At 64.6% G+C, this 25152-nt stretch carries 20 protein-coding genes, 4 tRNA genes and 2 pseudogenes; 21 read left to right on the top strand and 5 right to left on the bottom strand.

Annotated features, from left to right (window positions below; translation table 11 throughout):
• Positions 1–54 precede the first annotated feature (54 nt).
• Positions 55–939, bottom strand: coding sequence for a LysR family transcriptional regulator (locus M2D63_RS05390; RefSeq protein WP_285861782.1), 885 nt, complete (start codon positions 937–939; stop codon positions 55–57).
• Between the two features lie 127 nt (positions 940–1066).
• On the opposite strand from M2D63_RS05390, the gene leuC reads away from it, so the two are divergent.
• The 20 genes from leuC (at position 1067) to M2D63_RS05490 (ending at position 19996) form a co-directional block, all read left to right on the top strand.
• Positions 1067–2500, top strand: a complete 1434-nt coding sequence (gene leuC, locus M2D63_RS05395) for a 3-isopropylmalate dehydratase large subunit (RefSeq protein ID WP_285861783.1) — start codon at positions 1067–1069, stop codon at positions 2498–2500.
• On the top strand, positions 2497–3141 hold the full coding sequence (gene leuD / locus M2D63_RS05400) for a 3-isopropylmalate dehydratase small subunit (RefSeq protein WP_285861784.1): 645 nt from the start codon (positions 2497–2499) through the stop codon (positions 3139–3141). Before leuC ends, leuD begins: the two co-directional genes overlap by 4 nt.
• A gap of 91 nt (positions 3142–3232) precedes the next feature.
• The gene (locus M2D63_RS05405; RefSeq protein WP_285861785.1) at positions 3233–3997 is read left to right on the top strand and encodes a class I SAM-dependent methyltransferase; all 765 of its coding nucleotides are present in this window, start codon (positions 3233–3235) and stop codon (positions 3995–3997) included.
• Between the two features lie 55 nt (positions 3998–4052).
• Positions 4053–5135 carry a 3-isopropylmalate dehydrogenase gene (gene leuB, locus M2D63_RS05410; protein WP_285861786.1) on the top strand — a complete coding sequence of 361 codons (1083 nt, stop codon included), beginning with the start codon at positions 4053–4055 and terminating at the stop codon, positions 5133–5135.
• Positions 5136–5203: 68 nt separating this feature from the next.
• Complete coding sequence (gene asd / locus M2D63_RS05415) at positions 5204–6316, top strand: aspartate-semialdehyde dehydrogenase (protein WP_010223256.1); 1113 nt, start codon at positions 5204–5206, stop codon at positions 6314–6316.
• Positions 6317–6506: 190 nt separating this feature from the next.
• Positions 6507–7517, top strand: coding sequence for an aspartate-semialdehyde dehydrogenase (locus tag M2D63_RS05420; protein WP_285861787.1), 1011 nt, complete (start codon positions 6507–6509; stop codon positions 7515–7517).
• Between the two features lie 71 nt (positions 7518–7588).
• The gene (locus M2D63_RS05425; protein ID WP_285861788.1) at positions 7589–10315 is read left to right on the top strand and encodes a FimV/HubP family polar landmark protein; all 2727 of its coding nucleotides are present in this window, start codon (positions 7589–7591) and stop codon (positions 10313–10315) included.
• A gap of 90 nt (positions 10316–10405) precedes the next feature.
• Positions 10406–11281 carry a tRNA pseudouridine(38-40) synthase TruA gene (gene truA, locus M2D63_RS05430; RefSeq protein ID WP_285861789.1) on the top strand — a complete coding sequence of 292 codons (876 nt, stop codon included), beginning with the start codon at positions 10406–10408 and terminating at the stop codon, positions 11279–11281.
• Positions 11282–11319: 38 nt separating this feature from the next.
• The gene (locus M2D63_RS05435) at positions 11320–11940 is read left to right on the top strand and encodes a phosphoribosylanthranilate isomerase (RefSeq protein ID WP_285861790.1); all 621 of its coding nucleotides are present in this window, start codon (positions 11320–11322) and stop codon (positions 11938–11940) included.
• A gap of 279 nt (positions 11941–12219) precedes the next feature.
• On the top strand, positions 12220–13140 hold the full coding sequence (gene accD / locus M2D63_RS05440; RefSeq protein WP_285861791.1) for an acetyl-CoA carboxylase, carboxyltransferase subunit beta: 921 nt from the start codon (positions 12220–12222) through the stop codon (positions 13138–13140).
• Positions 13137–14444 (top strand): bifunctional tetrahydrofolate synthase/dihydrofolate synthase, encoded by a 1308-nt coding sequence (folC, locus tag M2D63_RS05445; protein WP_285861792.1) that lies wholly within the window; start codon positions 13137–13139, stop codon positions 14442–14444. The genes accD and folC overlap by 4 nt, the downstream gene beginning before the upstream one ends.
• Positions 14428–15120: an SPOR domain-containing protein gene (locus M2D63_RS05450; RefSeq protein WP_285861793.1), complete on the top strand. Its 693-nt coding sequence runs from the start codon at positions 14428–14430 to the stop codon at positions 15118–15120. Before folC ends, M2D63_RS05450 begins: the two co-directional genes overlap by 17 nt.
• 99 nt (positions 15121–15219) lie before the next feature.
• Positions 15220–15774, top strand: coding sequence for a CvpA family protein (locus M2D63_RS05455; RefSeq protein ID WP_285861794.1), 555 nt, complete (start codon positions 15220–15222; stop codon positions 15772–15774).
• A 41-nt stretch (positions 15775–15815) separates the two neighbouring features.
• Entirely contained in the window at positions 15816–17321 is a 1506-nt protein-coding gene (gene purF / locus M2D63_RS05460; protein ID WP_285861795.1) for an amidophosphoribosyltransferase, read from the top strand.
• Between the two features lie 16 nt (positions 17322–17337).
• A complete protein-coding gene (locus M2D63_RS05465; protein ID WP_285861796.1) occupies positions 17338–18549 on the top strand; it encodes an O-succinylhomoserine sulfhydrylase in 1212 nt (403 codons plus the stop codon).
• Positions 18550–18560: 11 nt separating this feature from the next.
• Positions 18561–19319, top strand: coding sequence for an SDR family oxidoreductase (locus M2D63_RS05470; protein ID WP_285861828.1), 759 nt, complete (start codon positions 18561–18563; stop codon positions 19317–19319).
• A gap of 95 nt (positions 19320–19414) precedes the next feature.
• A tRNA-Val gene (locus tag M2D63_RS05475) sits at positions 19415–19490 on the top strand.
• Between the two features lie 77 nt (positions 19491–19567).
• Positions 19568–19644: transfer RNA gene (locus M2D63_RS05480), tRNA-Asp, on the top strand.
• A 98-nt stretch (positions 19645–19742) separates the two neighbouring features.
• Positions 19743–19819, top strand: a tRNA-Asp gene (locus M2D63_RS05485).
• 100 nt (positions 19820–19919) lie between these two features.
• A tRNA-Asp gene (locus M2D63_RS05490) sits at positions 19920–19996 on the top strand.
• Positions 19997–20058: 62 nt separating this feature from the next.
• Here the strand turns inward: M2D63_RS05490 and M2D63_RS05495 are convergent.
• Positions 20059–20733: pseudogene (locus M2D63_RS05495) on the bottom strand (methyl-accepting chemotaxis protein); the annotation flags it as partial.
• A gap of 180 nt (positions 20734–20913) precedes the next feature.
• Positions 20914–21552: pseudogene (locus tag M2D63_RS05500) on the bottom strand (HAMP domain-containing protein); the annotation flags it as partial.
• A gap of 329 nt (positions 21553–21881) precedes the next feature.
• Between M2D63_RS05500 and M2D63_RS05505 the strand changes: the two are divergent.
• Complete coding sequence (locus M2D63_RS05505; RefSeq protein ID WP_285861798.1) at positions 21882–22736, top strand: DUF2242 domain-containing protein; 855 nt, start codon at positions 21882–21884, stop codon at positions 22734–22736.
• Positions 22737–22949: 213 nt separating this feature from the next.
• Here the strand turns inward: M2D63_RS05505 and M2D63_RS05510 are convergent, their stop codons facing one another.
• Both M2D63_RS05510 and M2D63_RS05515 read right to left on the bottom strand, forming a co-directional pair.
• Positions 22950–23990: an AraC family transcriptional regulator gene (locus tag M2D63_RS05510; protein ID WP_285861799.1), complete on the bottom strand. Its 1041-nt coding sequence runs from the start codon at positions 23988–23990 to the stop codon at positions 22950–22952.
• An 8-nt stretch (positions 23991–23998) separates the two neighbouring features.
• Entirely contained in the window at positions 23999–25120 is a 1122-nt protein-coding gene (locus M2D63_RS05515; RefSeq protein WP_285861800.1) for a nitrilase-related carbon-nitrogen hydrolase, read from the bottom strand.
• Positions 25121–25152 lie beyond the last annotated feature (32 nt).

Consider the following 25152-nt stretch of genomic DNA (forward strand, 5'->3'; position numbering starts at 1 on the left):
ACCAGACCTTTGGCGGTGACGCGTCCTGGAGAGTCGTACTGACCGGGTTCTACCTCAATGGCTCGGGGTGCTGGCATGGCTGTCGAGCAGGGCCATGAAGGCTCTGGCCGCATTCGACAGCGTGCGCTCGGTGTGCAGAATGTAGCCTAGCTGGCGGGACAGCTGTATGCCCGGCAAGGCGATGGGCGCCACCTGCTCATCGAGCATAGTGCGTGGCAGCACGCTCCATGCCAGGCCGATGGAGACCATCATCTTGATGGTTTCCAGGTAGTTGGTGCTCATGGCGATGTTTGGGGTCAGGCCCTGGGCTTCGAACAGGCGCTGGACAATATGGTGGGTGAAGGTGTTGCCGCCGGGAAAGACCGCCGGGTGATGGGCGATGTCCGCCAGGCTTACCGCGCCATTGCAGGCCAGCGGGTGCTCCGGTGCGGCGACGAAGTCCAGCGGGTCGTCCCAGACCGGCACGGCGCGTACCAGGTGATGAGGCTCCGGCGCCAGGGTGATCACCGCGATTTCCGCCCGGCCGTGGAGGATTTCCTCGTAGGCCACCTCCGAGTCGAGAAACTGGATGTCCAGGGCGACCTGCGGGTACTGGCGGGTAAAGGCTCGCAACAGCGGCGGCAAGCGGTGCAGGCCTATATGATGGCTGGTGGCCAGGGTCAGGCGTCCGCTGACTTCGCCGGTCAGGTTGGTCAGGGCCCGGCGGGTGTCGTCCAGCACGTTGAGGATCTGGTAGGCGCGCGGCAGTAGGGCGCGGCCGGCTTCGGTCAGGTTGACTTCGCGGCCCAGGCGGTCGAACAGCCGTACGTCCAGTTGTTGCTCAAGCCCGGCGATGCGTTTGCTGATCGCCGGCTGGGTCAGGTGCAGGCGTTCGCCGGCGCCTGAGAAGCTGCCGGTCTCGGCGACGGCAATGAAGGCATTGAGGTTGGCCAGGTCCACTGCTCGAATTCCTTTTGGTTATCCAAAGCATAAAAATTATGAATTTGAGTTATTCAATCTAACCTCATAGCATCGTCCGTACAAGCCAAGGGGTTATTGGCATAGAAAGATGATGAGGAAGAGTCTGATGGCCGGCAAAACGCTCTACGACAAGCTCTGGGATTCGCATTTGGTCAAACAGCGCGACGATGGTTCGGCGCTGATCTATATCGATCGTCACATCATTCACGAAGTGACGTCGCCGCAAGCCTTCGAAGGCCTGCGCCTGGCCAATCGCAAACCCTGGCGCATCGATGCCAACATCGCCACGCCCGATCACAACGTGCCGACCACCCCTGAGCGCAAGGGCGGCATCGACGCCATTGTCGACCAGGTGTCGCGCCTGCAGGTGCAGACCCTCGACGAAAACTGCGACGAATACGGCATCACCGAATTCAAGATGAATGACGTGCGCCAGGGCATCGTCCACGTCATCGGCCCGGAGCAGGGTGCGACCTTGCCGGGCATGACCGTGGTCTGCGGCGACTCGCACACCTCCACCCACGGCGCGTTCGGCGCCCTGGCCCATGGCATCGGCACTTCCGAGGTCGAGCACGTGCTCGCCACCCAGTGCCTGGTGGCCAAGAAAATGAAGAATATGCTGGTGCGCGTCGAAGGCAAATTGCCGTTCGGCGTCACCGCCAAGGACATCGTCCTGGCCGTGATCGGCAAGATCGGCACCGCCGGCGGCAACGGCCATGCCATGGAATTCGCCGGCAGCGCCATTCGCGACCTGTCCGTCGAAGGCCGCATGACCATCTGCAACATGTCCATCGAAGCCGGCGCCCGCGTGGGCCTGGTGGCGACCGACGAGAAGACCGTCGAGTACGTCAAGGGCCGTCCGTACGCGCCCAAGGGCGAGCAGTGGCAGCAGGCGGTAGAGGCCTGGAAGGACCTGGTGTCCGACGCCGATGCGGTGTTCGATACCGTGGTCGAGCTCGATGCCGCGCAGATCAAGCCGCAGGTTAGCTGGGGCACTTCGCCGGAAATGGTCCTGGCGGTCGACCAGCGCGTGCCGGACCCGGCCCGGGAAATGGACCTGGTCAAGCGTGGCTCCATCGAGCGCGCCTTGAAGTACATGGGCCTGAGCGCCAACCAGGCGATCACCGACATCCAGCTCGACCGGGTGTTCATCGGCTCTTGCACCAACTCGCGGATCGAAGACCTGCGTGCCGCCGCCGAGATCGCCAAGGGCCGCAAGGTCGCCTCGACCATCAAGCAGGCCCTCGTCGTGCCAGGCTCGGGCCTGGTCAAGGCCCAGGCGGAGAAGGAAGGCCTGGACAAGATTTTCATCGAGGCCGGTTTCGAATGGCGTGAGCCTGGCTGCTCCATGTGCCTGGCGATGAACCCGGACCGCCTGGAGAGCGGCGAGCATTGCGCCTCGACCTCCAACCGCAACTTCGAAGGTCGCCAGGGTGCTGGCGGTCGTACCCACCTGGTGAGCCCGGCCATGGCCGCCGCCGCCGCAGTTACCGGTCGTTTCATCGATGTCCGTGAGTTGATCCAAGGGAGCGCAGCATGAAAGCCTTTACCCAGCACACCGGCCTCGTCGCGCCATTGGACCGTGCCAACGTCGACACCGACCAGATCATCCCCAAGCAGTTCCTGAAGTCGATCAAACGCACCGGTTTCGGCCCGAACCTGTTCGACGAATGGCGTTACCTGGATGTCGGCCAGCCGTACCAGGACAACAGCAAGCGTCCGAAGAACCCGGACTTCGTCCTCAACCACGACCGCTACCAGGGCGCCAGCGTATTGCTCGCCCGCGAGAACTTCGGTTGCGGCTCGAGCCGCGAGCATGCGCCGTGGGCGCTGGAAGAATACGGCTTTCGCAGCATCATCGCGCCGAGCTACGCCGACATCTTCTTCAACAACAGCTTCAAGAACGGTTTGCTGCCGATCATCCTCAGCGATGAGGAAGTCGACGCGTTGTTCAAGCAGGTTGAAGCCGACCCTGGCTACCAGTTGACCATCGACCTGCAGGCGCAGACCGTGACCCGTCCTGACGGCAAGGTACTGAGCTTCGAGATCGACGCGTTCCGCAAGCACTGCCTGCTCAATGGCCTGGACGATATCGGCCTGACCTTGCAGGACCGTGATGCCATCGAGGCGTTCGAGGGCAAGCACCGGGCGAGCCAGCCGTGGCTGTTTCGTGACGCCTGATTGATGTGTTGAACCTATCGCGGGGCAAGCCCGCTCCTACACCCACCTGTAGGAGCGGGCTTGCCCCGCGATCAAGACCCAGGAGATGCCAATGACCAGCACCACCCACAAGGATGTCGTCCAGCGCCAGTTCGGCGAGCAGGCCAACGCCTACCTGAGCAGCGCCGTACACGCCCAGGGCAGTGAGTTCGCCCTGCTGCAGGCTGAGCTGGCCGGGCAGGAGCAAGCACGGGTGCTGGACCTGGGTTGCGGCGCCGGACACGTGAGTTTCCATGTCGCGCCACTGGTGCGTGAAGTGGTGGCCTATGACCTGTCGCAGCAGATGCTCGACGTGGTCGCCGCCACCGCGACCGAGCGTCAACTGGGGAACATTGTCACCGCGCGTGGCGCCGCCGAGCGCCTGCCGTTCGCCGACGCCAGCTTCGACTTCGTCTTCAGCCGTTATTCGGCACACCACTGGAGCGACCTGGGCCTGGCCCTGCGCGAGGTGCGTCGGGTGCTCAAGCCGGGCGGCGTGGCTGCATTCATCGACGTGATGTCGCCGGGCAGCCCGCTGCTCGACACCTACCTGCAAAGCGTCGAAGTCTTGCGCGATACCAGCCATGTCCGTGATTTTTCCGCGGCCGAGTGGCTGCAGCAGGTCAGCGACGCCGGCCTGTTCACCCGCAGCCATACCCGCCAGCGCCTGCGCCTGGAGTTCGGCTCCTGGGTCGAGCGCATGCGCACCCCGCAGGTGATGCGTGACGCCATACGCCATTTGCAGCAGGCAATGGGCGAAGAAGTACGGCAGTATTACCAGATTGAAGCCGATGGCTCGTTCAGCACCGATGTCCTGGTGCTCTGGGCCGAGCGCTAGTTATTTTTCCGGCCCGCCGTTGCGGCGAGTCGCTTGATTCGAACAAGAGGAACCCATGAGCAAGCAGATTCTGATTCTCCCAGGTGATGGCATCGGTCCGGAAATCATGGCCGAGGCGGTCAAGGTGCTGGAGCTGGCCAACGACAAGTTCCAGCTGAACTTCAGCCTGTCCCACGACGTGATCGGTGGCGCGGCCATCGACAAGCACGGCGTGCCGCTGGCCGACGAGACCCTGGAGCGTGCGCGCCAGGCCGATGCCGTGCTGCTGGGCGCCGTGGGCGGCCCGAAATGGGACAAGATCGAGCGCGACATTCGCCCCGAGCGCGGCCTGCTGAAGATCCGCTCGCAACTGGGCCTGTTCGCCAACCTGCGTCCGGCGATCCTCTACCCACAACTGGCCGATGCCTCGTCGCTCAAGCCTGAAATCGTTTCGGGCCTGGATATCCTCATCGTCCGCGAGCTGACCGGCGGCATCTACTTCGGCGCGCCACGTGGCACCCGTACGCTTGAAGGCGGCGAGCGTCAGTCCTACGACACCCTGCCGTACAGCGAAAGCGAAATCCGCCGTATCGCCCGGGTCGGTTTCGACATGGCCCGCGTGCGCGGCAAGAAACTCTGCTCGGTGGACAAGGCCAACGTCCTGGCGTCCAGCCAGCTGTGGCGCGAAATCGTCGAGGAAGTGGCCAAGGACTACCCGGACGTCGAGCTGTCGCACATGTACGTCGACAACGCCGCCATGCAGCTGGTGCGTGCGCCCAAGCAGTTCGACGTGATGGTCACCGACAACATGTTCGGCGACATCCTGTCGGATGAAGCTTCCATGCTGACCGGCTCCATTGGCATGCTGCCTTCGGCGTCCCTGGATGCCAACAACAAGGGCATGTACGAGCCTTGCCACGGCTCCGCGCCGGACATCGCCGGGCAGGGCATCGCCAACCCGCTGGCAACCATTTTGTCGGTGTCGATGATGTTGCGTTACAGCTTCAACCAGCAGGCGGCAGCCGAAGCCATTGAAAAGGCCGTCAGCCTGGTGTTGGATCAGGGGCTGCGCACGGGCGACATCTGGTCGGCCGGTTGCAGCAAGGTAGGTACGCAGGAAATGGGCGACGCAGTAGTCGCAGCGCTGCGGAATCTGTAATCTCTCGGGCCCGCTGCTGTTTTTCCATGTGAAGCAGCGGCCCACTTTTTAGCAAAGGTGTAGTTGCGATGAAACGTGTAGGTCTGATCGGTTGGCGCGGTATGGTCGGTTCCGTGCTCATGCAGCGGATGCTGGAAGAGCAGGATTTTGATCTTATCGAGCCGGTGTTCTTCACCACCTCCAACGTCGGTGGCCAGGGTCCGGCAGTGGGCAAGGATATTGCTCCGCTCAAGGACGCGTACAGCATTGAAGAGCTCAAGACCCTCGATGTAATCCTGACCTGCCAGGGCGGCGACTACACCAACGAAGTCTTCCCCAAGCTGCGCGAAGCCGGCTGGCAGGGCTACTGGATCGACGCCGCTTCCAGCCTGCGCATGCAGGATGACGCGGTCATCGTCCTGGATCCGGTCAACCGCAAGGTCATCGACCAGCAGCTCGACGCCGGTACCAAGAACTACATCGGCGGCAACTGCACCGTCAGCCTGATGCTGATGGGCCTGGGCGGTCTGTTCGAAGCCGGCCTGGTCGAGTGGATGAGCGCCATGACCTACCAGGCGGCCTCGGGCGCCGGTGCGCAGAACATGCGCGAGCTGATCCGCCAGATGGGCGCGACCCACGCCGCCGTGGCCGATGACCTGGCCAACCCGGCCAGCGCCATCCTCGACATCGACCGCAAGGTTGCCGAGGCCATGCGCAGCGAAGCCTACCCGACCGAGAACTTCGGCGTGCCGCTGGCCGGCAGCCTGATCCCGTGGATCGACAAGGAACTGCCGAACGGCCAGAGCCGCGAAGAGTGGAAGGCCCAGGCCGAGACCAACAAGATCCTCGGCCGCTTCAAGAGCCCGATCCCGGTCGACGGCATCTGCGTGCGCATCGGCGCCATGCGTTGCCACAGCCAGGCGCTGACCATCAAGCTGAACAAGGACGTGCCGATCGCCGATATCGAAGGCATGATCAGCCAGCACAACCCTTGGGTGAAACTGGTGCCGAACCAGCGCGAGATCAGCATGCAGGAGCTGAGCCCGACCAACGTCACCGGTACCCTGAACATCCCGGTGGGTCGTCTGCGCAAGCTGAACATGGGTTCGCAGTACCTGGGCGCCTTCACCGTCGGTGACCAGCTGCTGTGGGGCGCGGCCGAGCCGCTGCGTCGCATGCTGCGGATCCTGCTGGAGCGTTGATCGCACCAGCGTGATGAACCAAGGCCCGTGCTGGTGACAGTGCGGGCTTTTTTGTTGGTCATTGCAGCCGCATCGCGGGGCAAGCCCGCTCCCACGGGACCTGTAGGAGCGGGCTTGCCCCGCGATAGCTGTTCCACCGCCACGAATCCAAGTAAAGTGCCGCTCCCGCCGTTCCAGCAGAGGATTTTCCATGAGCCAGCCTATTGATATCGCCGTGATCGGTGCCACCGGAGTCGTCGGTGAAACCCTGGTGCAGATACTCGAAGAGCAGGATTTTCCGCTGGGCACCTTGCACCTGCTGGCCAGCAACGAGTCGGCCGGCAGTGGCGTGATGTTTCGCAACAAGAGCCTGCGCGTGCGCGAGGTCGACAGCTTCGACTTCGCCAAGGTCAAACTGGCCTTCTTCGCCGCAGGTCCGGCCGTGACCCGCAGTTTTGCGCCCCGGGCCCAGGCAGCCGGTTGTGCGGTGATCGACCTGTCGGGCGGCTTGTCGGCCGAGCAGGCGCCGACGCTGGTTCCCGAGGCCAGCGCAGAGCGCCTGCAAAGCCTGTCGCAACCTTACCAGCTGAGCAGCCCAAGTACCGCCGCGGTGGCGCTGGCCGTCGCCCTGGCGCCGCTCAAGGGCCTGCTCGACATCGAGCGGGTCAACGTCACCGCTTGCCTGGCGGTCTCGGCCCAGGGCCGCGAAGGCGTCAACGAACTGGCCCGGCAGACCGCCGAGCTGCTCAATGCCCGTCCGCTGGAGCCACGCTTCTTCGATCGGCAGATGGCCTTCAACCTGCTGGCCCAGGTCGGCGCCAGCGATGCCCAGGGGCATGGGCTGCTGGAGCGTCGCCTGGTCAGTGAACTGCGTGAGGTACTGGGCTTGCCGGCCCTGAAGATTTCCGTGAGCTGCGTTCAAGTGCCGGTGTTTTTTGGCGATAGCTACAGTGTGTCGCTGCAAAGTCGTGAACCGATCGACCTCGCTGCAGTCAATGCAGCGCTGGAGGCCGCCGAGAGCATTGAGCTGGTGGAGGAGGGTGATTATCCGACGCCGGTCGGTGACGCGGTGGGCCAGGACGTGGTCTATGTTGGACGGGTGCGCGGTGGAATCGACGATGCCGAGCAGCTCAACCTCTGGTTGACCACCGACAACGTACGCAAGGGCGCGGCCCTGAACGCCGTGCAACTGGCGCAATTGTTGATAAAACAGATTGCGTAAAAGATACTTGCCGATAATTTTTGCCGGATGATTCTCGGTTGCCGGGGACGGTTCTTTCAAAGGAAGAGGTCATGCTTCGAATTCGCAAACTGGTCTTAGCAATAGCCGCGGCGTCGGCGCTGTCGTCCGGTATGGCGCATGCCCTGGGCCTTGGCGAGCTCACCCTCAGGTCAACGCTGGACCAGCCACTGGATGCCGAGATCGAGCTGCTCGATGTGCGCGATCTCACAGCCGCGGAAATGGCCCCGAGCCTTGCGCCGCAGGAAGAGTTCGTCAAGGCCGGGATCCAGCGCCCGGACTACCTCAATGACCTGACCTTCACGCCGGTGATCAACCCCAACGGCAAGAGTGTGTTGCGGGTGACCTCGAGCCAGCCGTTGCCGGCAGCCATGGTCAAGTTCGTGGTCCAGGTGATGTGGCCGAGCGGGCGCCTGCTGCGCGACTACAGCGTGCTGATCGACCCGGCCAAGTTCAATACCCAGGCCAGGCAGCCGGCGACGGCGGGTGTGTCGCCGGCAGTTACCGCGGCCAACTACACTACCGTGCGTCGCGATACCTTATGGGAGATCGCCTCGAAGGCCCGCCAGGGTGGTTCGGTGCAGCAAACCATGATGGCCATCCTGGCCCTGAACCCCGATGCCTTCGTCAACGGCAACATCAACCAGCTGAAAACCGGCCAGGTCCTGCGCCTGCCTGACCAGCAACAGATCATGAGCACTCCCCAGGGCCAGGCCGTGGCCGAGGTCGCCGAGCATTATGCTGCCTGGCGCGAAGGCCGGCGCCTGGGCCCGCGTGCGCGGCAGCTGGACGCCACCCATCGCACCGGCACCGAGGCCGCTCCAGCGCAAATCGCCAACCAGGACAACCTGCGCCTGGTCACCCCGAGTGGCAAGGCGGCCAATGGCAAGGCGGTCAGCGACAAGCTCGCCGTTGCCCAGGAAAGCCTCGACACCAGCCGGCGCGACAATGCCGAGCTGAAAAGCCGCATGACCGACCTGCAAAGCCAACTGGACAAGCTGGAGCGCCTGATCGCCCTGAAGAACGATCAACTGGCCAGGCTTGAAGCCCAAGGGGCTGCGGGCGAGGCGCCGGCAGCCGAAGGTACGCCGCAAGCGCCGGCCATTTCCGCCGAACTGCAGCCGGCACCGGCCGAACCTGCAGTTACGCCAGCACCGGCGGCTGTCGACACCGCTCCGGTCGACAGCACCGCGCCCGCGGCGCAGGAGGCCACGCCCGGCAGTTCCGGCAAGGTGCTCGACGACCTGCTCGGCAACCCGCTGTTGCTGGCGCTGATCGCCGGTTCCGCCTTGCTGGTGCTGCTCCTGCTGCTGTTGCTGCTGGCACGCAAGCGCAAGGCCGACCAGGAAGCGGAAAAACACCTGCGCATGGCCCGTGCCCTGGCAGAAGAAAGCGAGCGGGGTCCGGACCTGGATCTGCCACCTGGCAGCTTCGAGGGGCTGGACGTGTCGCTGCCGAGCGTGACCCTGGCGCCGGCGGTAGTCGCCGCTTCTGCTGCCGCTGCCCGTGCCGCAGAGGCGCCGGCCAGCGCAGCTGCGCCTGAAAAAGCGGCGCAGCCCGCACCCGTCCGGCCGCAGCCGATGGCTGCACCGCTGGTGGCGCCGGCCGCCGAGCCAGCATCCGTGCCAAGCGGTGATGCGTTGCTCGACGAGGCGGACCTGAGTATTGTCCGTGGTCGTCTCAACCATGCCGCCGACCTGCTCGAACCGGCCGTGGCCGCCGAACCCGGACGCAGCGAACTGCGCCTGAAACTGATGGAAGTCTATGCCCGTCAGGGCGATCGGGATGCCTTCGTCGGCCATGAGCGTCAGTTGATCGCAACCGGTAAGAACCATGCCGATGTCGAGGCCCTCAAGGGGCGCTTCCCGGCCATGCTGGCTGTGGCGGCGGGTGGTCTCGGCGCTGCGGCGCTGGCGGCGGAAATGGATGCCCAGTACGTCAAGGAGCTGTTGCAGGACGAGCCTCAGGTGCAGCCGGAGCCGGAACCTGTCGCCGAGCCGGAGCTTGTGGTTGAGGCGCAACCAGTGGTCGAACCGGAGCCAGTGGTTGAGGCGCAACCAGTGGTCGAGGAAGACCTCGACAGCGCATTCGACCTGAGCCTGGATGACGATCTGCAGGGCCTGGAGCTTGAAGAGCCGCCGTTGCTCGACGACGCGGCGCTTGAGGCCGAGCTGGACGCTTCGCTGGAGGCCGCGCCACTGGTCGAGGCCCAACCGGTCGAGCCCGAGCCGCAGGTGCTGGTTGAAACACCGGTGGAGCCAGCGCCGGTGGTGCTCGATGACCTGGCCGACTTCGACCTCGACGTCGCGGCTGAGCAACCGGCTCCCGTGCCGGCTGGCGAACCTGTGGATATCGCCGCCGAACTGGCCGCCTTCGACGAAACCATGCCGGAGTTCGACCCGCTGAGCGAGCTGGACCTGCCGGAAGACTTCGACCTGTCGTTGTCGCTGGAGGATGACTCGGACGCCGCCAAGCACTTTGCCTCCGAGCTCGAAGACGTCAACGCCGAACTCGACAAGCTGTCCCAGAGCCTGGAGCAGCCCTCGATCGAGCACCACTTCACCGCCGAGGACGCCGCCATGAGCGACGACCTGGGTGATGACCTGGAGTTCGACTACCTGGGCGGCGCCGACGAGGCCGCGACCAAGCTCGACCTGGCCCGCGCCTACATCGACATGGGTGACCATGAAGGCGCCCGCGACATCCTCGACGAGGTGCGCAAGGAGGGCAGCGATGCCCAGCGCCAGGAAGCCGAAGAGATGCTCTCGCGTCTGGTCTGAGTCCTGCTCTTGTGTGTCCGACGGCAGCCCCAGTGGCTGCCGTTGTCGTTATAATTCCCGCCATCTGCTAAATCGACAGGCTGCATCTTCTTGGAAAACATTGATAACACGGCGGCCGAATCGGCACCCGAAGGCTTCTTCCGCATCGCCCTGGGCGTTGAATACAAAGGTTCCCGCTACCGTGGCTGGCAGCGTCAGGCCACCAGCGTGCCGAGTGTCCAGCAAACCCTGGAAGACGCCCTGTCCACGGTCGCCGACTCACCCGTCGTGCTGCACTGCGCCGGACGCACCGATGCCGGAGTGCATGCCTGCGGCCAGGTGGTGCATTTCGACACCCGGGCCGTGCGCAGCATGAAGGGCTGGACCATGGGCGCCAACATCAACCTGCCCCACGACATCAGCGTGGCCTGGGCCCAGGAGATGCCGGCGCATTTTCATGCCCGCTTCAAGGCGGTCGCCCGGCGCTACCGCTATGTGATCTACAACGACCAGATCCGCCCGGCGCACCTGGGGCAGGAAGTCACCTGGAATCACCGCCCGCTGGATGTCGAGCGCATGTCCCTGGCCGCCGAATACCTGCTCGGCGTCCATGATTTCAGCGCGTTTCGCGCCGGCCAGTGCCAGGCCAAGTCACCGGTCAAGAACATCCATCACCTGCGGGTGACCCGGCACGGCAAGATGATTGTCATCGACATCCGTGCCAGTGCCTTCCTGCACCACATGGTGCGCAACATCGCCGGAGTGCTGATGACCATCGGTGCCGGCGAGCGCCCGGTGGAGTGGGCCAGGGAAGTGCTGGAGAGCCGCGATCGGCGCACGGCGGCGCCTACCGCCCACCCGTTCGGCCTGTACCTGGTGCAGGTCGAGTACCAGGATGAGTTCGTGCTGCCCCAGCGTTACATCGGCCCACACTTCCTTACCGGTTACGAGTCATTGGCGGCTGACGACCCGCAAGCCATTTGCTAACATCCGGTGCTTTCCAGATCAGCTGAGGTTCACAGGTCATGAGCGCCGTTCGCAGCAAAATCTGCGGTATTACCCGCATCGAAGATGCGCTGGCCGCAGCCGAGGCGGGCGCCGATGCCATTGGCCTGGTGTTCTATGCCAAGAGCCCGCGCGCCGTCGATGTCCGCCAGGCGCGGGAAATCGTCAGGGCGCTGCCGCCGTTCGTGACCACCGTCGGCCTGTTCGTCAACGCCAGCCGCTGCGAACTCAATGAAATCCTCGAGGTCGTACCGCTGGACCTCTTGCAGTTCCACGGTGATGAAACCCCGGCCGATTGCGAAGGCTACCACCGGCCCTGGATCAAGGCCCTGCGGGTGCGCCCCGGGGATGACCTGGAGGCTGCCTGCAAGCTGTACAGCGGTGCCCGCGGCATCCTGCTCGACACCTATGTGGCCGGCGTGCCGGGCGGCACCGGCGAGGCCTTCGACTGGTCGCTGGTGCCGGAGAAACTGTGCAAGCCGATCATCCTCGCCGGTGGCCTGTCGGCGGACAACGTCGCCGCTGCCATCGCCCAGGTTCGCCCCTATGCCGTGGACGTCAGCGGCGGGGTGGAGCAGGCCAAGGGCATCAAGGACGCTGCCCGGATCGAAGCCTTCATCAAGGCGGTGAAGCAGGCGTGATGACGTCTGCTGTTGTCGATGTGACGGCTGGCCGCGCGCCATCGTCCATAGCTTTCGCAGCCCGTTGCTGCCGGATCGCGCCCATGGGCCGGTCGAAATTACCGGGCGATGCCGCAGGCGTCGCCCATACAGGATGACGATGGAACGGTAGCGGCGCGACTCGCTACAGGCCAGGCGCCGGAGCCGGTCCATCATCGCGACATACACGTATTGAGCTCAAGGGCATACGCGTGAGCTGGCGGCCAAGCCTGCCGGTCACCGTTACTGGAGAAAGAAAGCATGAGCAACTGGTTAGTAGACAAACTGATCCCTTCGATCATGCGTTCCGAGGTGAAGAAGAGTTCGGTACCCGAAGGGCTGTGGCACAAGTGCCCGTCCTGCGAGGCCGTGCTGTATCGTCCGGAGCTGGAAAAGACCCTCGACGTCTGCCCCAAGTGCAACCACCACATGCGCATCGGCGCACGTGCGCGCATCGACATCTTCCTTGACGCCGAGGGCCGTGCCGAGCTGGGTGCCGACCTGGAGCCGGTCGACCGCCTGAAGTTCCGCGATGGCAAGAAGTACAAGGACCGCCTGGTCGGTGCGCAAAAGCAGACCGGCGAAAAAGACGCCCTGATCTCCATGAGCGGTACCCTGCTGGGCATGCCGGTCGTGGTCAGCGCCTTCGAATTCTCCTTCATGGGTGGTTCGATGGGTGCCATCGTCGGCGAGCGCTTCGTACGTGCCGCCAACTACGCCCTGGAAAACCGCTGCCCGATGGTCTGCTTCTCGGCCTCCGGCGGTGCGCGCATGCAGGAAGCGCTGATCTCGCTGATGCAGATGGCCAAGACCTCGGCGGTACTGGCGCGCCTGCGCGAAGAAGGCATTCCGTTCATCTCGGTGCTGACCGATCCGGTCTACGGCGGTGTTTCCGCCAGCCTGGCGATGCTCGGCGACGTCATCGTCGGTGAGCCAAAGGCCCTGATCGGCTTTGCCGGCCCGCGCGTGATCGAGCAGACCGTACGGGAAAAACTGCCAGAAGGCTTCCAGCGCAGCGAGTTCCTCCTGGAGCACGGCGCCATCGACATGATCATCCCGCGCCAGGAAATGCGTCAGCGCCTGGGTAGCCTGCTGGCACAGATGATGGGCCTGCCGACGCCTAAGTTCGTCGCCCCTGTGGTCGAGCCGATCGTCGTTCCGCCGGCGCCTGCCACCGTATGACCGAACGTACCCTTGGCGACTGGCTCGCCTATCTCGAGCAGTTGCATCCCTCGGCCATCGACATGGGCCTGGCGCGTTCGCAACAGGTTGCGGCCAGGCTCGGGCTGGACAAGCCGGCGCCACGGGTAGTCACCGTGACCGGCACCAACGGCAAGGGCTCCACCTGTGCCTTCGTGGCCGCGTTGCTGCGTGCCCAGGGCCTCAAGGTCGGGGTCTACAGCTCGCCGCACCTGCTGCGTTACAACGAGCGGGTGCAGATCGACGGCGAAGAAGCGGCCGACCAGCAGCTGTGCGAGGCCTTCGCCGCTGTCGAGGCGGCCCGTGGTGAAATCTCCCTGACCTATTTCGAAGCCGGTACCCTGGCGGCGTTCTGGCTGTTCAAACAGTCGGCGCTGGATGCCGTGGTGCTCGAAGTCGGCCTCGGTGGACGCCTGGACACGGTCAATATCGTCGATGCCGACCTGGCCCTGGTGACCAGCATCGGTGTCGATCATGCCGACTACCTGGGCAATACCCGTGAGTCGGTGGCCTTCGAAAAGGCCGGGATCTTCCGCCAGGGCAAGCCGGCGCTGTGTGGCGACCTCAATCCGCCGCAGCCGTTGCTGGACAAGGCTCGCGAGCTGGGTTGCCCGTTCTTCCTGCGTGGGCGTGATTTCGACCTGGCCAGCACCGACCGCTTCTGGCAGTGGCGGGGTGTCGACAGCCGTGGACAGGTGGTCGAGCTGCGCGACCTGCCGCTGCTCGACCTGCCCATGGAAAACGCTGCCCTGGCGCTGCAGGCCTACCTGCTGATGGACCTGCCCTGGGAGGCCGGGCAGATCGCCGCGGCGCTGCAAGGCACGCGGATGGTCGGGCGCCTGGATCGTCGCGCCTTCCACTGGCAGGGCAAGGCCTTGACTATCCTCATGGATGTCGGCCACAACCCCCATGCCGCCGAGTACCTGGCTCAGCGCCTGGCCGCACGGCCGCCGAAGGGCAAGCGCCTGGCGGTGTTCGGCCTGCTGGCCGACAAGGACCTGGACGGTGTGCTGCAACCCTTGCAGGGGCTGGTCGAGCACTGGGCGGTGGCACCGCTGGATACGTCCCGCAGCCGTCCGGCGGCCGAGCTTGAAACGGCGCTGGCGCACCTGGGCGCGGATGTGAAATCCTGCTCCAGCGTGGCACAGGCACTGGAGGCTCAATGCGCGCTGGCGACGGCGGATGATGAAATCCTGCTGTTCGGATCGTTTTTCTGTGTCGGCGAAGCCCTGCAGTGGCTTCACCGGCAGGCCACGGAGGAGGGCGCAAATGGCTTTGCTGGATAAGGTAGTCAAGCAACGCATGGTCGGTGCGCTGGTGCTGGTGGCGCTGGCGGTGATCTTCCTGCCGATGCTGTTTTCCCGCGAAGACGAGATGCGCCAGGTGCGTGTCGAGGCGCCCGAGGCGCCGGCTGCACCGGATATGCCTCAGGTTCAGGTCGAGCCGGTGGCGGTGCCTGAGCCCCAGGTGCTGCCTGAGGAGCAACCGGTGATCGTCGAGCAGTCGACGGCACCGGCCCAGGCGCCGAGCGCGCCAATTGCCCCGATTGCACCGGCGCCCGCTGCCGTGCCCGCTCCAGCCCCTGCGCCAGCGCCGGCCGTGGCCGCCAAGCCGGTGTCACCACCGCCTGCGCCCAAGCCTGAGGCCAAGGTCGAAGCCAAGCCGGCCGCCACAGTGGCCACTGCGGCCAAGCCCGCGGCTGGCAAGATCGACGCCAATGGCCTGCCGGTCAGCTGGTCGATCCAGCTCGCCAGCCTGTCCAACCGGGCCGGCGCCGACAACCTGCAGAAAACCCTGCGCAGCCAGGGCTACAACGCCTACATCCGCTCTGCCGGCGGCATGAACCGGGTGTATGTGGGGCCGGTGATCGAGCGCGCCGAGGCCGAGCGCCTGCGTGATGTGATCAGCCGCCAGCAGAAGCTGAACGGCATTATCGTGCGCTTCCAGCCCGAACGCGGATGATTGCTCGTCGCCCGGCCTGTGCCGGGCGGCAAATCACGGCTTACCGACAGCCCGCCGCTCTGGTAAAATGCGCCGCCTTATCCGTTTGCAGGCAACACTGTGGCTTTTACCTGGGTCGACTGGGCGATTCTCGCGATCATCGCCATTTCTTCGCTGATCAGTCTCAAGCGCGGCTTCGTCAAAGAGGCCTTGTCGCTGCTTACCTGGATCATTGCCGGTGCCGTTGCCTGGATGTTCGGTGGCTCGCTGTCGCAGTACCTGGAACCTTACATCCAGACGCCTTCGGCCCGGGTCATCGGCGGTTGCGCCATTCTTTTCGTCGCCACCCTGCTGGTGGGGGCCATGATCAACTTTCTTATCGGCGAGCTGATTCGCGTTACCGGGCTTTCCGGGACCGATCGCTTCCTGGGCATGGCCTTCGGCGCCGCCCGTGGTGGCTTGCTGGTGACCGTGGCCGTCGGGCTGTTGAGCCTGGGGCCGGTACAACAGGACCCGTGGTGGCAGGAGTCTCGCCTGCTGCCACAATTTCTATTGGTGGCTGACTGGTCGAAAAACCTCATTCTGGGGTTCTCCAGTCAGTGGCTAGCCAGCGGGATCAGCGCACCGGTTGATCTCCCGTTCAAGGAACAGTTGCTGGGGCCCAAAACGCCTTGAGCGCTGTTCAGTCCAGTTTCATTAAGTAGGGGTTGCGTCGCATGTGTGGCATCGTCGGTATCGTCGGTAAGTCGAACGTCAATCAGGCGCTGTATGACGCGCTAACCGTCCTCCAGCACCGCGGCCAGGACGCTGCCGGTATTGTGACCAGCCATGATGGCCGGTTATTCCTGCGCAAGGACAACGGCCTGGTCCGTGATGTGTTCCAGCAGCGCCATATGCAGCGCCTGGTCGGCCACATGGGCATCGGCCATGTGCGCTACCCGACTGCGGGCAGCTCGACCTCGGCCGAGGCCCAGCCGTTCTACGTCAACTCGCCGTACGGCATCACCCTGGCGCACAACGGCAACCTGACCAACGTCGAACAGTTGGCCAAGGAGATCTACGAGTCCGACCTGCGCCACGTCAACACCAGTTCCGACTCCGAAGTCCTGCTCAACGTCTTCGCCCATGAGCTGGCGGTGCGCGGCAAGCTGCAGCCGACCGAGGAAGACGTGTTCGCCGCGGTGTCCGAAGTGCACAACCGCTGCGTCGGCGGCTATGCCGTGGTGGCGATGATCACCGGTTACGGCATCGTCGGTTTCCGCGACCCCCACGGTATCCGTCCGATCGTCTTCGGCCAGCGTCACACCGACGAAGGCGTGGAGTACATGATCGCCTCCGAGAGCGTGTCCCTGGACGTGCTCGGCTTCACCCTGATCCGCGACCTGGCCCCGGGCGAAGCGGTGTACATCACCGAGGAAGGCAAGCTGCACACCCGTCAGTGCGCGACCAACCCGCAACTGACCCCGTGCATCTTCGAACACGTCTACCTGGCCCGTCCCGACTCGATCATCGACGGCGTCTCGGTGTACAAGGCGCGCCTGCGCATGGGCGAGAAGCTGGCCGAGAAGATCCAGCGCGAGCGTCCGGACCACGACATCGACGTGGTCATCCCGATTCCCGACACCAGCCGTACCGCCGCGCTGGAGCTGGCCAACCATCTGGGCGTCAAGTTCCGCGAAGGTTTCGTCAAGAACCGCTACATCGGCCGTACCTTCATCATGCCCGGCCAGGCCGCGCGCAAGAAGTCGGTACGCCAGAAGCTCAACGCCATCGAACTGGAATTCCGCGGCAAGAACGTGATGCTGGTGGACGACTCCATCGTGCGCGGCACCACCTGCAAGCAGATCATCCAGATGGCCCGCGAAGCCGGCGCCAAGAACGTCTACTTCTGCTCGGCGGCCCCGGCGGTACGCTTCCCCAACGTCTACGGCATCGACATGCCGAGCGCCCATGAGCTGATCGCCCACAACCGCAGTACCGAAGACGTCGCCGAGCTGATCGGCGCCGACTGGCTGGTCTACCAGGACCTGCCGGACCTGATCGAGGCGGTCGGCGGTGGCAAGATCAAGATCGAGCAGTTCGATTGCGCGGTGTTCGACGGCAAGTACGTCACCGGCGACATCGACGAGGCCTACCTGAACAAGATCGAGCAGGCCCGCAACGACGCCTCCAAGGTCAAGAACCAGGCCGTCAGCGCGATCATCGACCTCTACAACAACTAACGTTAGGAGCAGCGGCATGACACAGGAATGGGATGCCGGGCGCCTGGACAGCGACCTCGAAGGGGTCGCTTTCGATACGCTGGCGGTACGCGCCGGCCAACATCGCACGCCGGAAGGTGAGCACAGCGACCCGCTGTTCTTCACCTCCAGCTACGTGTTCCGGACAGCGGCCGATGCCGCTGCCCGGTTCGCCGGCGAAGTTCCAGGCAACGTCTATTCACGCTACACCAACCCGACCGTGCGCGGCTTCGAAGAGCGCATCGCCGCCCTGGAAGGCGCCGAGCAGGCGGTGGCCACCTCCACCGGCATGTCGGCGATCCTCTCCACGGTAATGGCCCTGTGCAGCGCCGGTGACCACGTGCTGGTCTCCCAGAGCGTGTTCGGCTCGACCATCAGCCTGTTCGAGAAGTACTTCAAGCGCTTCGGCGTGCAGGTCGACTACGTGCCCCTGGCGGATCTCTCCGGCTGGGAGAAGGCGATCAAGGTCAACACCAAGTTGCTGTTCGTCGAGTCGCCGTCCAACCCGCTGGCCGAGCTTGTGGATATCTCTGCCCTGGCCGAGATCGCCCACGGCAAAGGCGCACAGCTGGTGGTCGACAACTGCTTCAGCACCCCGGCCCTGCAGCAACCGCTGAAACTGGGCGCCGACATCGTCGTGCATTCGGCAACCAAGTTCATCGACGGCCAGGGCCGTTGCATGGGCGGCGTGGTGGCCGGGCGCAGCGAGCAGATGAAGGAAGTGGTGGGTTTCCTGCGCACCGCCGGGCCGTCCCTGAGCCCGTTCAACGCCTGGATCTTCCTCAAGGGCCTGGAAACCCTCAACCTGCGCATGCGCGCCCACTGTGCCAACGCCCAGGCGCTGGCCGAGTGGCTGGAGCAGCAGGACGGCATCGAGAAGGTTCACTACGCGGGCCTGCCGAGCCATCCGCAGCATGAACTGGCCAAGCGCCAGATGAGCGGCTTCGGCGCGGTGGTGAGCTTCGAGGTCAAGGGCGGCAAAGAGGGCGCCTGGCGCTTCATCGACGCCACCCGGTTGATCTCGATCACCGCCAACCTGGGTGACAGCAAGACCACCATCACCCATCCGGGCACCACCTCCCATGGTCGTCTGTCGCCGCAGGAGCGTGAAGCCGCCGGCATTCGCGACAGCCTGATCCGCGTGGCCGTGGGCCTGGAAGACGTCAACGACCTCAAGGCCGACCTGGCCCGCGGTCTGGCGGCGCTGTGATCGACTGGTCGGTGGACGACAGCAGCCATAATGGCCGCGTCGCCCTGGTCACCGGTGCCGCCCGGGGAATCGGCCTGGGCATCGCTGCCTGGCTGATCGCCGAGGGCTGGCAGGTGGTGCTCACCGACCTTGACCGCGTGCGTGGTGCCAAGGCCGCCAAGGTACTGGGTGACAACGCCTGGTTCATCGCCATGGACGTGGCCGATGAGGCCCAGGTCAAGACCGGGGTGGCCGAGGTACTCGGCCAGTTCGGGCGGCTGGACGCGTTGGTGTGCAACGCGGCCATTGCCGATCCGCACAACACCACCCTGGAAACCCTGAGCCTGGCGTACTGGAACCGTGTGCTGGCGGTCAACCTCACGGGGCCGATGCTGCTGGCCAAGCACTGTGCGCCTTACCTGCGCGCCCATGGCGGGGCCATCGTCAACCTGGCCTCGACCCGCGCCGCGCAGTCGGAGCCCGATACCGAGGCCTATGCGGCGAGCAAAGGGGGGCTGCTGGCGCTCACCCACGCCCTGGCCATGAGCCTGGGGCCGGAGATCCGCGTCAACGCCGTCAGCCCTGGCTGGATCGATGCGAGGGACCCGTCCCAGCGTCGCGCCGAGCCGTTGACCGAGTCTGATCATGCCCAGCATCCGGCGGGCAGGGTAGGGGCGGTGGAAGATGTCGCGGCCATGGTCGCCTGGCTGTTGTCGCGCAATGCCGGCTTCGTCACCGGGCAAGAGTTCGTGGTCGACGGCGGCATGACCAAGAAGATGATCTACAAGTAACACTGCTTTTTTTGCCCTTTTTGAAAAAAACTTCAACGGGGGTATTGACTTAGGTTCGATACCTGCGTAAATTTCGCCACCTCAGCGAAGCACACGGGTGATTAGCTCAGCCGGGAGAGCATCTGCCTTACAAGCAGAGGGTCGGCGGTTCGATCCCGTCATCACCCACCACTTCCTGAGATGTTCCTGGTTCGACATGTTCGCAAGAAGGTGTCACCTGAGAGGAACCGGACGAGAGTCCACACTGCGCGGCGGTAGTTCAGTCGGTTAGAATACCGGCCTGTCACGCCGGGGGTCGCGGGTTCGAGTCCCGTCCGCCGCGCCATTTTTCTCCAGATCGGTCAATGACCGGTTTGAGGTCCGAAGGCAGCAAAGCCTTCAGGCCAGATCCCAGTTTCAAGCAGGCGAAAGCCTGTGCGATACGCAGCGGTAGTTCAGTCGGTTAGAATACCGGCCTGTCACGCCGGGGGTCGCGGGTTCGAGTCCCGTCCGCTGCGCCATCTTCGCTTCGAGGCCCCATGAACACCTCGATGCAACAGATCAAGCGATCTAAAGGTCGCTTTTTTTGTGCCTGCCAGCAGGTGCAAGCCAGTACGACACGCAGCGGTAGTTCAGTCGGTTAGAATACCGGCCTGTCACGCCGGGGGTCGCGGGTTCGAGTCCCGTCCGCTGCGCCATATTGATGTAACAAGAGAAGCGACCCTAGGGTCGCTTTTTTTGTGCCCGCTCCCACACGGCTTCAGACCCTGAAGCGTGCCACCAGCTGTTGCAGTTCGCTGCCCAGGCGCGCCAGCTCCACCGAGGCGGCCGCCGTCTGCTGCGAGGCGGTCGACGACTGCTCGGCCACATCACGAACACTGAGCACGCTGCGGTTGATCGCTTCGGCCACCGCGCTCTGTTGTTCGGCGGCGGTGGCGATCTGCAGGTTCATGCCCTGGATGGCCGTGACGGTCTGGGTGATGGCCTGCAGTTCGACGCCTGCCTCATTGGCAAGCGTGACCGTGGTGCCGACCATCTGATGGCTGCTGTGCATCATGTCCGCCGCCTTCTGGGCGCCTTGCTGCAAGGAGACGATCAGCGCCTCGATCTGCGCCGTGGACTGCTGGGTGCGCTGGGCCAGCCCGCGCACCTCGTCGGCCACGACCGCAAAGCCGCGTCCGGCCTCGCCGGCCCGGGCGGCTTCGATGGCGGCGTTGAGCGCCAGCAGGTTGGTTTGCTCGGCAATGGCGTTGATCACGGTCATGACGCTGCTGATCCGTTCACTTTCTTCAGACAACCGCGTGACCGCGCTGGCGGAGTTGCCGATGTCGTCGGCCAATTGCCCGATCTGGGTCAGGGCCCGCTGCACCACCTGGTTGCCCTGGTTCGCCTGGCTGTTGGCCTGGCGGGTGGCCTCGCTGGCCTCTTCGGCGTTGCGCGCCACATCCTGCACGGTGGCGACCATCTCGCTCATCGCCGTGGCGACCTGGTCGGTTTCGACCTTCTGGCAGCTGATACCGGCGCTGGTCTGTTCGGTGATGGTCGACAGCGCCTGGGCGGCGCTGGACAGCTGGCGGGTGACATGCCCGGCCTGGCCCAGCATCTCGCGCAGGTTGTGACCGCTTTGCGCCAGGGCCTGGAGCAACTGGCCGAACTCGTCGCGGCGCGGCTCGCTGGCAGTATCGGTCAGGTCGCCTTCACCGATGCGCCGGGCGATCTCCACGGCGCGGCGCAAGGGCAGGGTGACCTGGCGGATGATCAAGGCGCTGATCAGCCCACCCAGGACCAGGGCGCACGCCAGCAGGCCGAGCATAAGCAGGCGGCTGTGCCGGGATTCCTCGGTGCTCTGCCGGTTCTGCAGGGTGATCAGCTGGTTGATCGCCTCCAGGCCGTTGTGCACGGTCGCCAGCAACTGGTCATGCAGCCGGGCCTGCTCCGGGCTACCGGCCGTTGCGCCCTGCAGTTGGCGAAACTGCTCCAGGTAATTGCCCAGGTCATCCCGGGTGGCCTTGAGTAGCCGCTGGGCATCGCTATCGGGTAGTTGCCCGAGGTTTTCCTCCAGCAGCTGGCTGGCCTGGCGGTGCGCCTGGTTCAACTGGCTGGCGAAGGTGGCCTCGCGAGTTTGCTCGTAGCTCAACTGCGCGGCGCGCATTTCATTGAGGTTGTCGAGAATGTAATTGACCGACACCAGGCGTTCGGCGCGCCGGGTCAGGGTGTCCAGGCTGTTGATGGCGGTGAGGGCGAGCAGCGCCATGAGCACCAGAATGGGCGTAAAGCCCAGCAGCAGCTTGAATTTGACGGAAAGGTTCTTCACCGCGTTGACTCCTGTCGTCCTGTGGAATGAGTGATGGCTACGTGCCAGCTTAGACGTTGGTGAAGGAGCGCAAAAGTCGGACCCGTCCTATCCGGGCGTCAGGGTTTTTTCTGGCAGTTGAGTACTTTTCGACCAGCGGCGTCGTCCCGTTAAACAAGGGGGTTTAAGGGGTTGTAAGTGAATTTTCTGTGGTGATTGCCCGGCTACGGTTCCAGAGATCCGCCGATGTGTTGCACAATAGGCACAGAACGTTTTACTCAGGATTTGCAATGTCAAAGTCGACCGTCTTCAGCGCGCTCGGGCTGGCCCTTGTGCTGGCGGGTGTTTCCGGCTGTTCTTCGAAAAAAGCAGCGATCTACGAACACGAGAATTTCGACGACTCGGGCACCTACTCGCGCAGCTTTGCGGTGAGTGAAGCGGGCACCTGTGAAGCGGCCCGCCGCGCCTTGCTCAGTCAGGGTTACATCATCACCAGCAGCGGCGCCGGCCAGGTCAGTGGCAACAAGAGTTTCCAGCAGACCGGCGAGTCGCACCTGCAGATCAGCTTCAGCGTGGTCTGTGCCCGTGACAGTGGCGACGAACTGCGCTCGACCATGTTCGCCAACGCCCTGCAGGACCGCTATGCGCTGAAAAAATCCAATACCTCGGCCAGTGTCGGTGTAGGGGTGCTGGGCTCGCTGTCGATGCCGATAGGCTCCACGGACGACTCCATGGTCAAGGTGGCCAGCGAGACCGTGACCTCGGCCAAGTTCTACGAGCGCTACTTCGCCCTGGTCGAGAGCTTCCTGCCCAAGGAGCAGAAGCCAAAGAGCGCGGCGCAAAAGCCTGTGGAAAAGCCGGCGCCGGAACTGGGCATGCCTGAACCTGCGCCTACCGCCTTGGCGCCGGCGCCTGCTGAAGCCGCGCCAGCACCCGCACCAGCGCCGCAAGTGAGCGAGCCGGCGCCAGCCGCCGAGGCTGCACCAGCCCCTGTGGTCGACGACAGCAAGGGTTCCCAGCCGGTGCCGCCACCTGCCGAGGCCGCACCGATCAATGCCGAGCAGCCCGCTCCAGCGCCGGCAGAGCCACAACCGACCGTCGCCCCGGCGGCACCTGCCGGCAATGCTGAGCAGGCGCCGTTGTAAGGGCGGAAGAATTCTCCATTCGCTGCTACGTTGAGTTGATACGCGTCATTGTCATTTTTCTTTCATCACGGCACTTTAGGCTCGTTGATGAATCCAAGACATGAACGAAAACGACGGAGCAGACGATGGACGACTATCAAGAAGAACTACTCGAACTACTGGCTTTCGAGCTCGATACTCCCGAGCCTGCCGACGACGCCACCGAGCTGTAGTTCAGCCACCCAGCCGCTGACTGCGGCGAAACTCCCCCGGGGTCATGCTGTTCCAGCGCTTGAAGGCGCGCTGGAAAGCTTCGGCCGAAGCAAAGCCCAGCAGGTAGGCGATCTCGCCGAAGGCCAGTTCCGTATCGCGGATGTAGGTCATGGCCAGGTCGCGGCGGGTATCGTTGAGGATGGCGCGAAACTGTGTGCCTTCTTCGGCCAGCTTGCGCCGCAAGGTCCAGGTCGGCAATTGCAGGTGCCGCGCCACTTCCTCCAGATCCGGTTCCCGCCCGCCATTGAGCAACGGCCCCAGCAGGTGGGCGATGCGTTCGCCCAGGCTGCGGATCCGTGTGCGCTGCTCCAGTTCCGCCTCACATAACTTCAGCAGGTGCTGCCAGGTGCTCGGGCAGTGATCCGGGTTGCGCAGCATCAGGTTGGCGCGGCTCAGGCGCAGCTGATTGGCCTGGGCGCCGAAGTGCACCGGGTTGCTGCATAGCGCCTGGTAGTGCGCGGCGTAGGCAGGTGCCTCGAATTCGATCTCCACCCGCTCGGCCATCAGCACCACGCCCGCCAGCCGCGAGAGCTGGGCCAGCCAGCCGGACAGCAGCGAATCCACCACGAAGCGGTTGTAGGCATTGTACGGGCTGATGGAATAGAAGCGCAGCCAGGCGCCGCTGGCGTCCTCATGAAAGCTTGAATGGCCGCGGTAGTTGGCCGCGTACAGCGGCTCGAAGCGCAGCAGGGTGCGCGCCGCTTCGCCCACGGTCGGCGCCTGGGCGGCGGTGACACCGGCCAGCCCGGCCTGGCTCAGGCGGCTGATGCGGCCCATGTGCAGGCCCAGGGCCGGGTCGCCGGCCAGTTCGATGGCGGCATGGCCCAGGTGCATGTAGCGCGGGATCGACAAGCGTGCACCGGCTTCGGCCAGGCGCGCTTCGTGCAGGCCGTAGCGCTCCAGCAGCGGGGCGGGATCGATGCCGCGTTGCTGCAGGGCTTCTTCCATGTTCTGGATGAAACCGACGGACAGGTCACCCAGGCGCATCCTCGGACGGGGCATGGGCGAACCTACAGCCACAGGTTGAGCAGGCGCGCGCCATGGGCGCTGTTGCCGCTGAGGTTTAGGCCGGCGCGGTTGGCAAAGCCCTGGCCTTCGGCGGCTACGTCCCAGAAGCGGCCGCGCAGGAACACACTCATGCTGCTGATGCCAGTGGGGTTGGCGTTCAGGGTCAGTTGCTGCCAGGCCCGGGCCTCGCTGACTTCTCCGGGCTTGAAGGCCAGTCCGGCCGCCAGGGGTTGGTGGCGGTTGCCGCGCCAGGGCCCGTTCCAGCTGTCCTTGCCGCCCAGGAACGCGGGGTTGGCAATGAACTGCGCGCGCTGGTTGACCAGTTGCTGCTGGTTGCTGGGGTACCAACTGTCGCTGCCGATCAGCACGCCCAGGCGCCCGGCTGGCGTCTGCAGCACGTGCAGGGGCTGGTCGATGCCGCTATCGATGTAGCGCCGTACCTCGCTGTCCGGGTGCTGCTGGCGCAGCGGCTGGCCGAGCACCGAGCCGTCGCCGGCAAACACCAGGCTGCTGTTGTACAGGGCCCCGGAGCCGACCCGCAGGGTGCCGCGCTCGACATAAGGGGAGGGCAGGACAATGGAGCCCGCCACCAGGGTGACGCCGAACTCTCTGGCCAGGCCGCCGAACACCTGCTGGTAGTCGCTGGCCATCTGCTGCGCCTTCATGCGCAGGTGGGCATCGGCGCGCCAGTCGTCGCCCTCGGCGCCGAGCATGGCCAGGCCATAGCTGATCGGGTTGCTCAACTCCAGCCATTGCCAGGCGTCACGGCGCTGGGTGACCTGGTATAGCTCGTTCTTTTCGCCCCGGGCCCAGAGCCAGGTGCCGATGTGCTCGGGCAGGATGACGATGGTGCGGGCATTGACCAGGCCCTGGGCGCGGGCCTGCTCCAGGTAGGCGGCCAGCTTGCGGTGCAGGCGGTCCAGGTTCTGGTAGTCACCGGGAAACAGCAGCGGCTCGACCCCCAGCAGGTTGCCCTGCTCGCCAGGGACGCCTTCGCTCAAGGCCAGTTCGATCCGCAGGTCCGACAGGTAATGCCCGGCCGGCCGTTGTTCGGTCCAGAACCCGTAGCCGCACAGCGCAGCAATGACCACCAGCGCCAGGGCGCATAACAGGAGTTTTCGCATCAAGCTTTACTTTTCATCGAGTTCTGAAGCGG

Source organism: Pseudomonas sp. BJa5 (genome assembly GCF_030272875.2).
Classification (GTDB): Bacteria; Pseudomonadota; Gammaproteobacteria; order Pseudomonadales; family Pseudomonadaceae; genus Aquipseudomonas.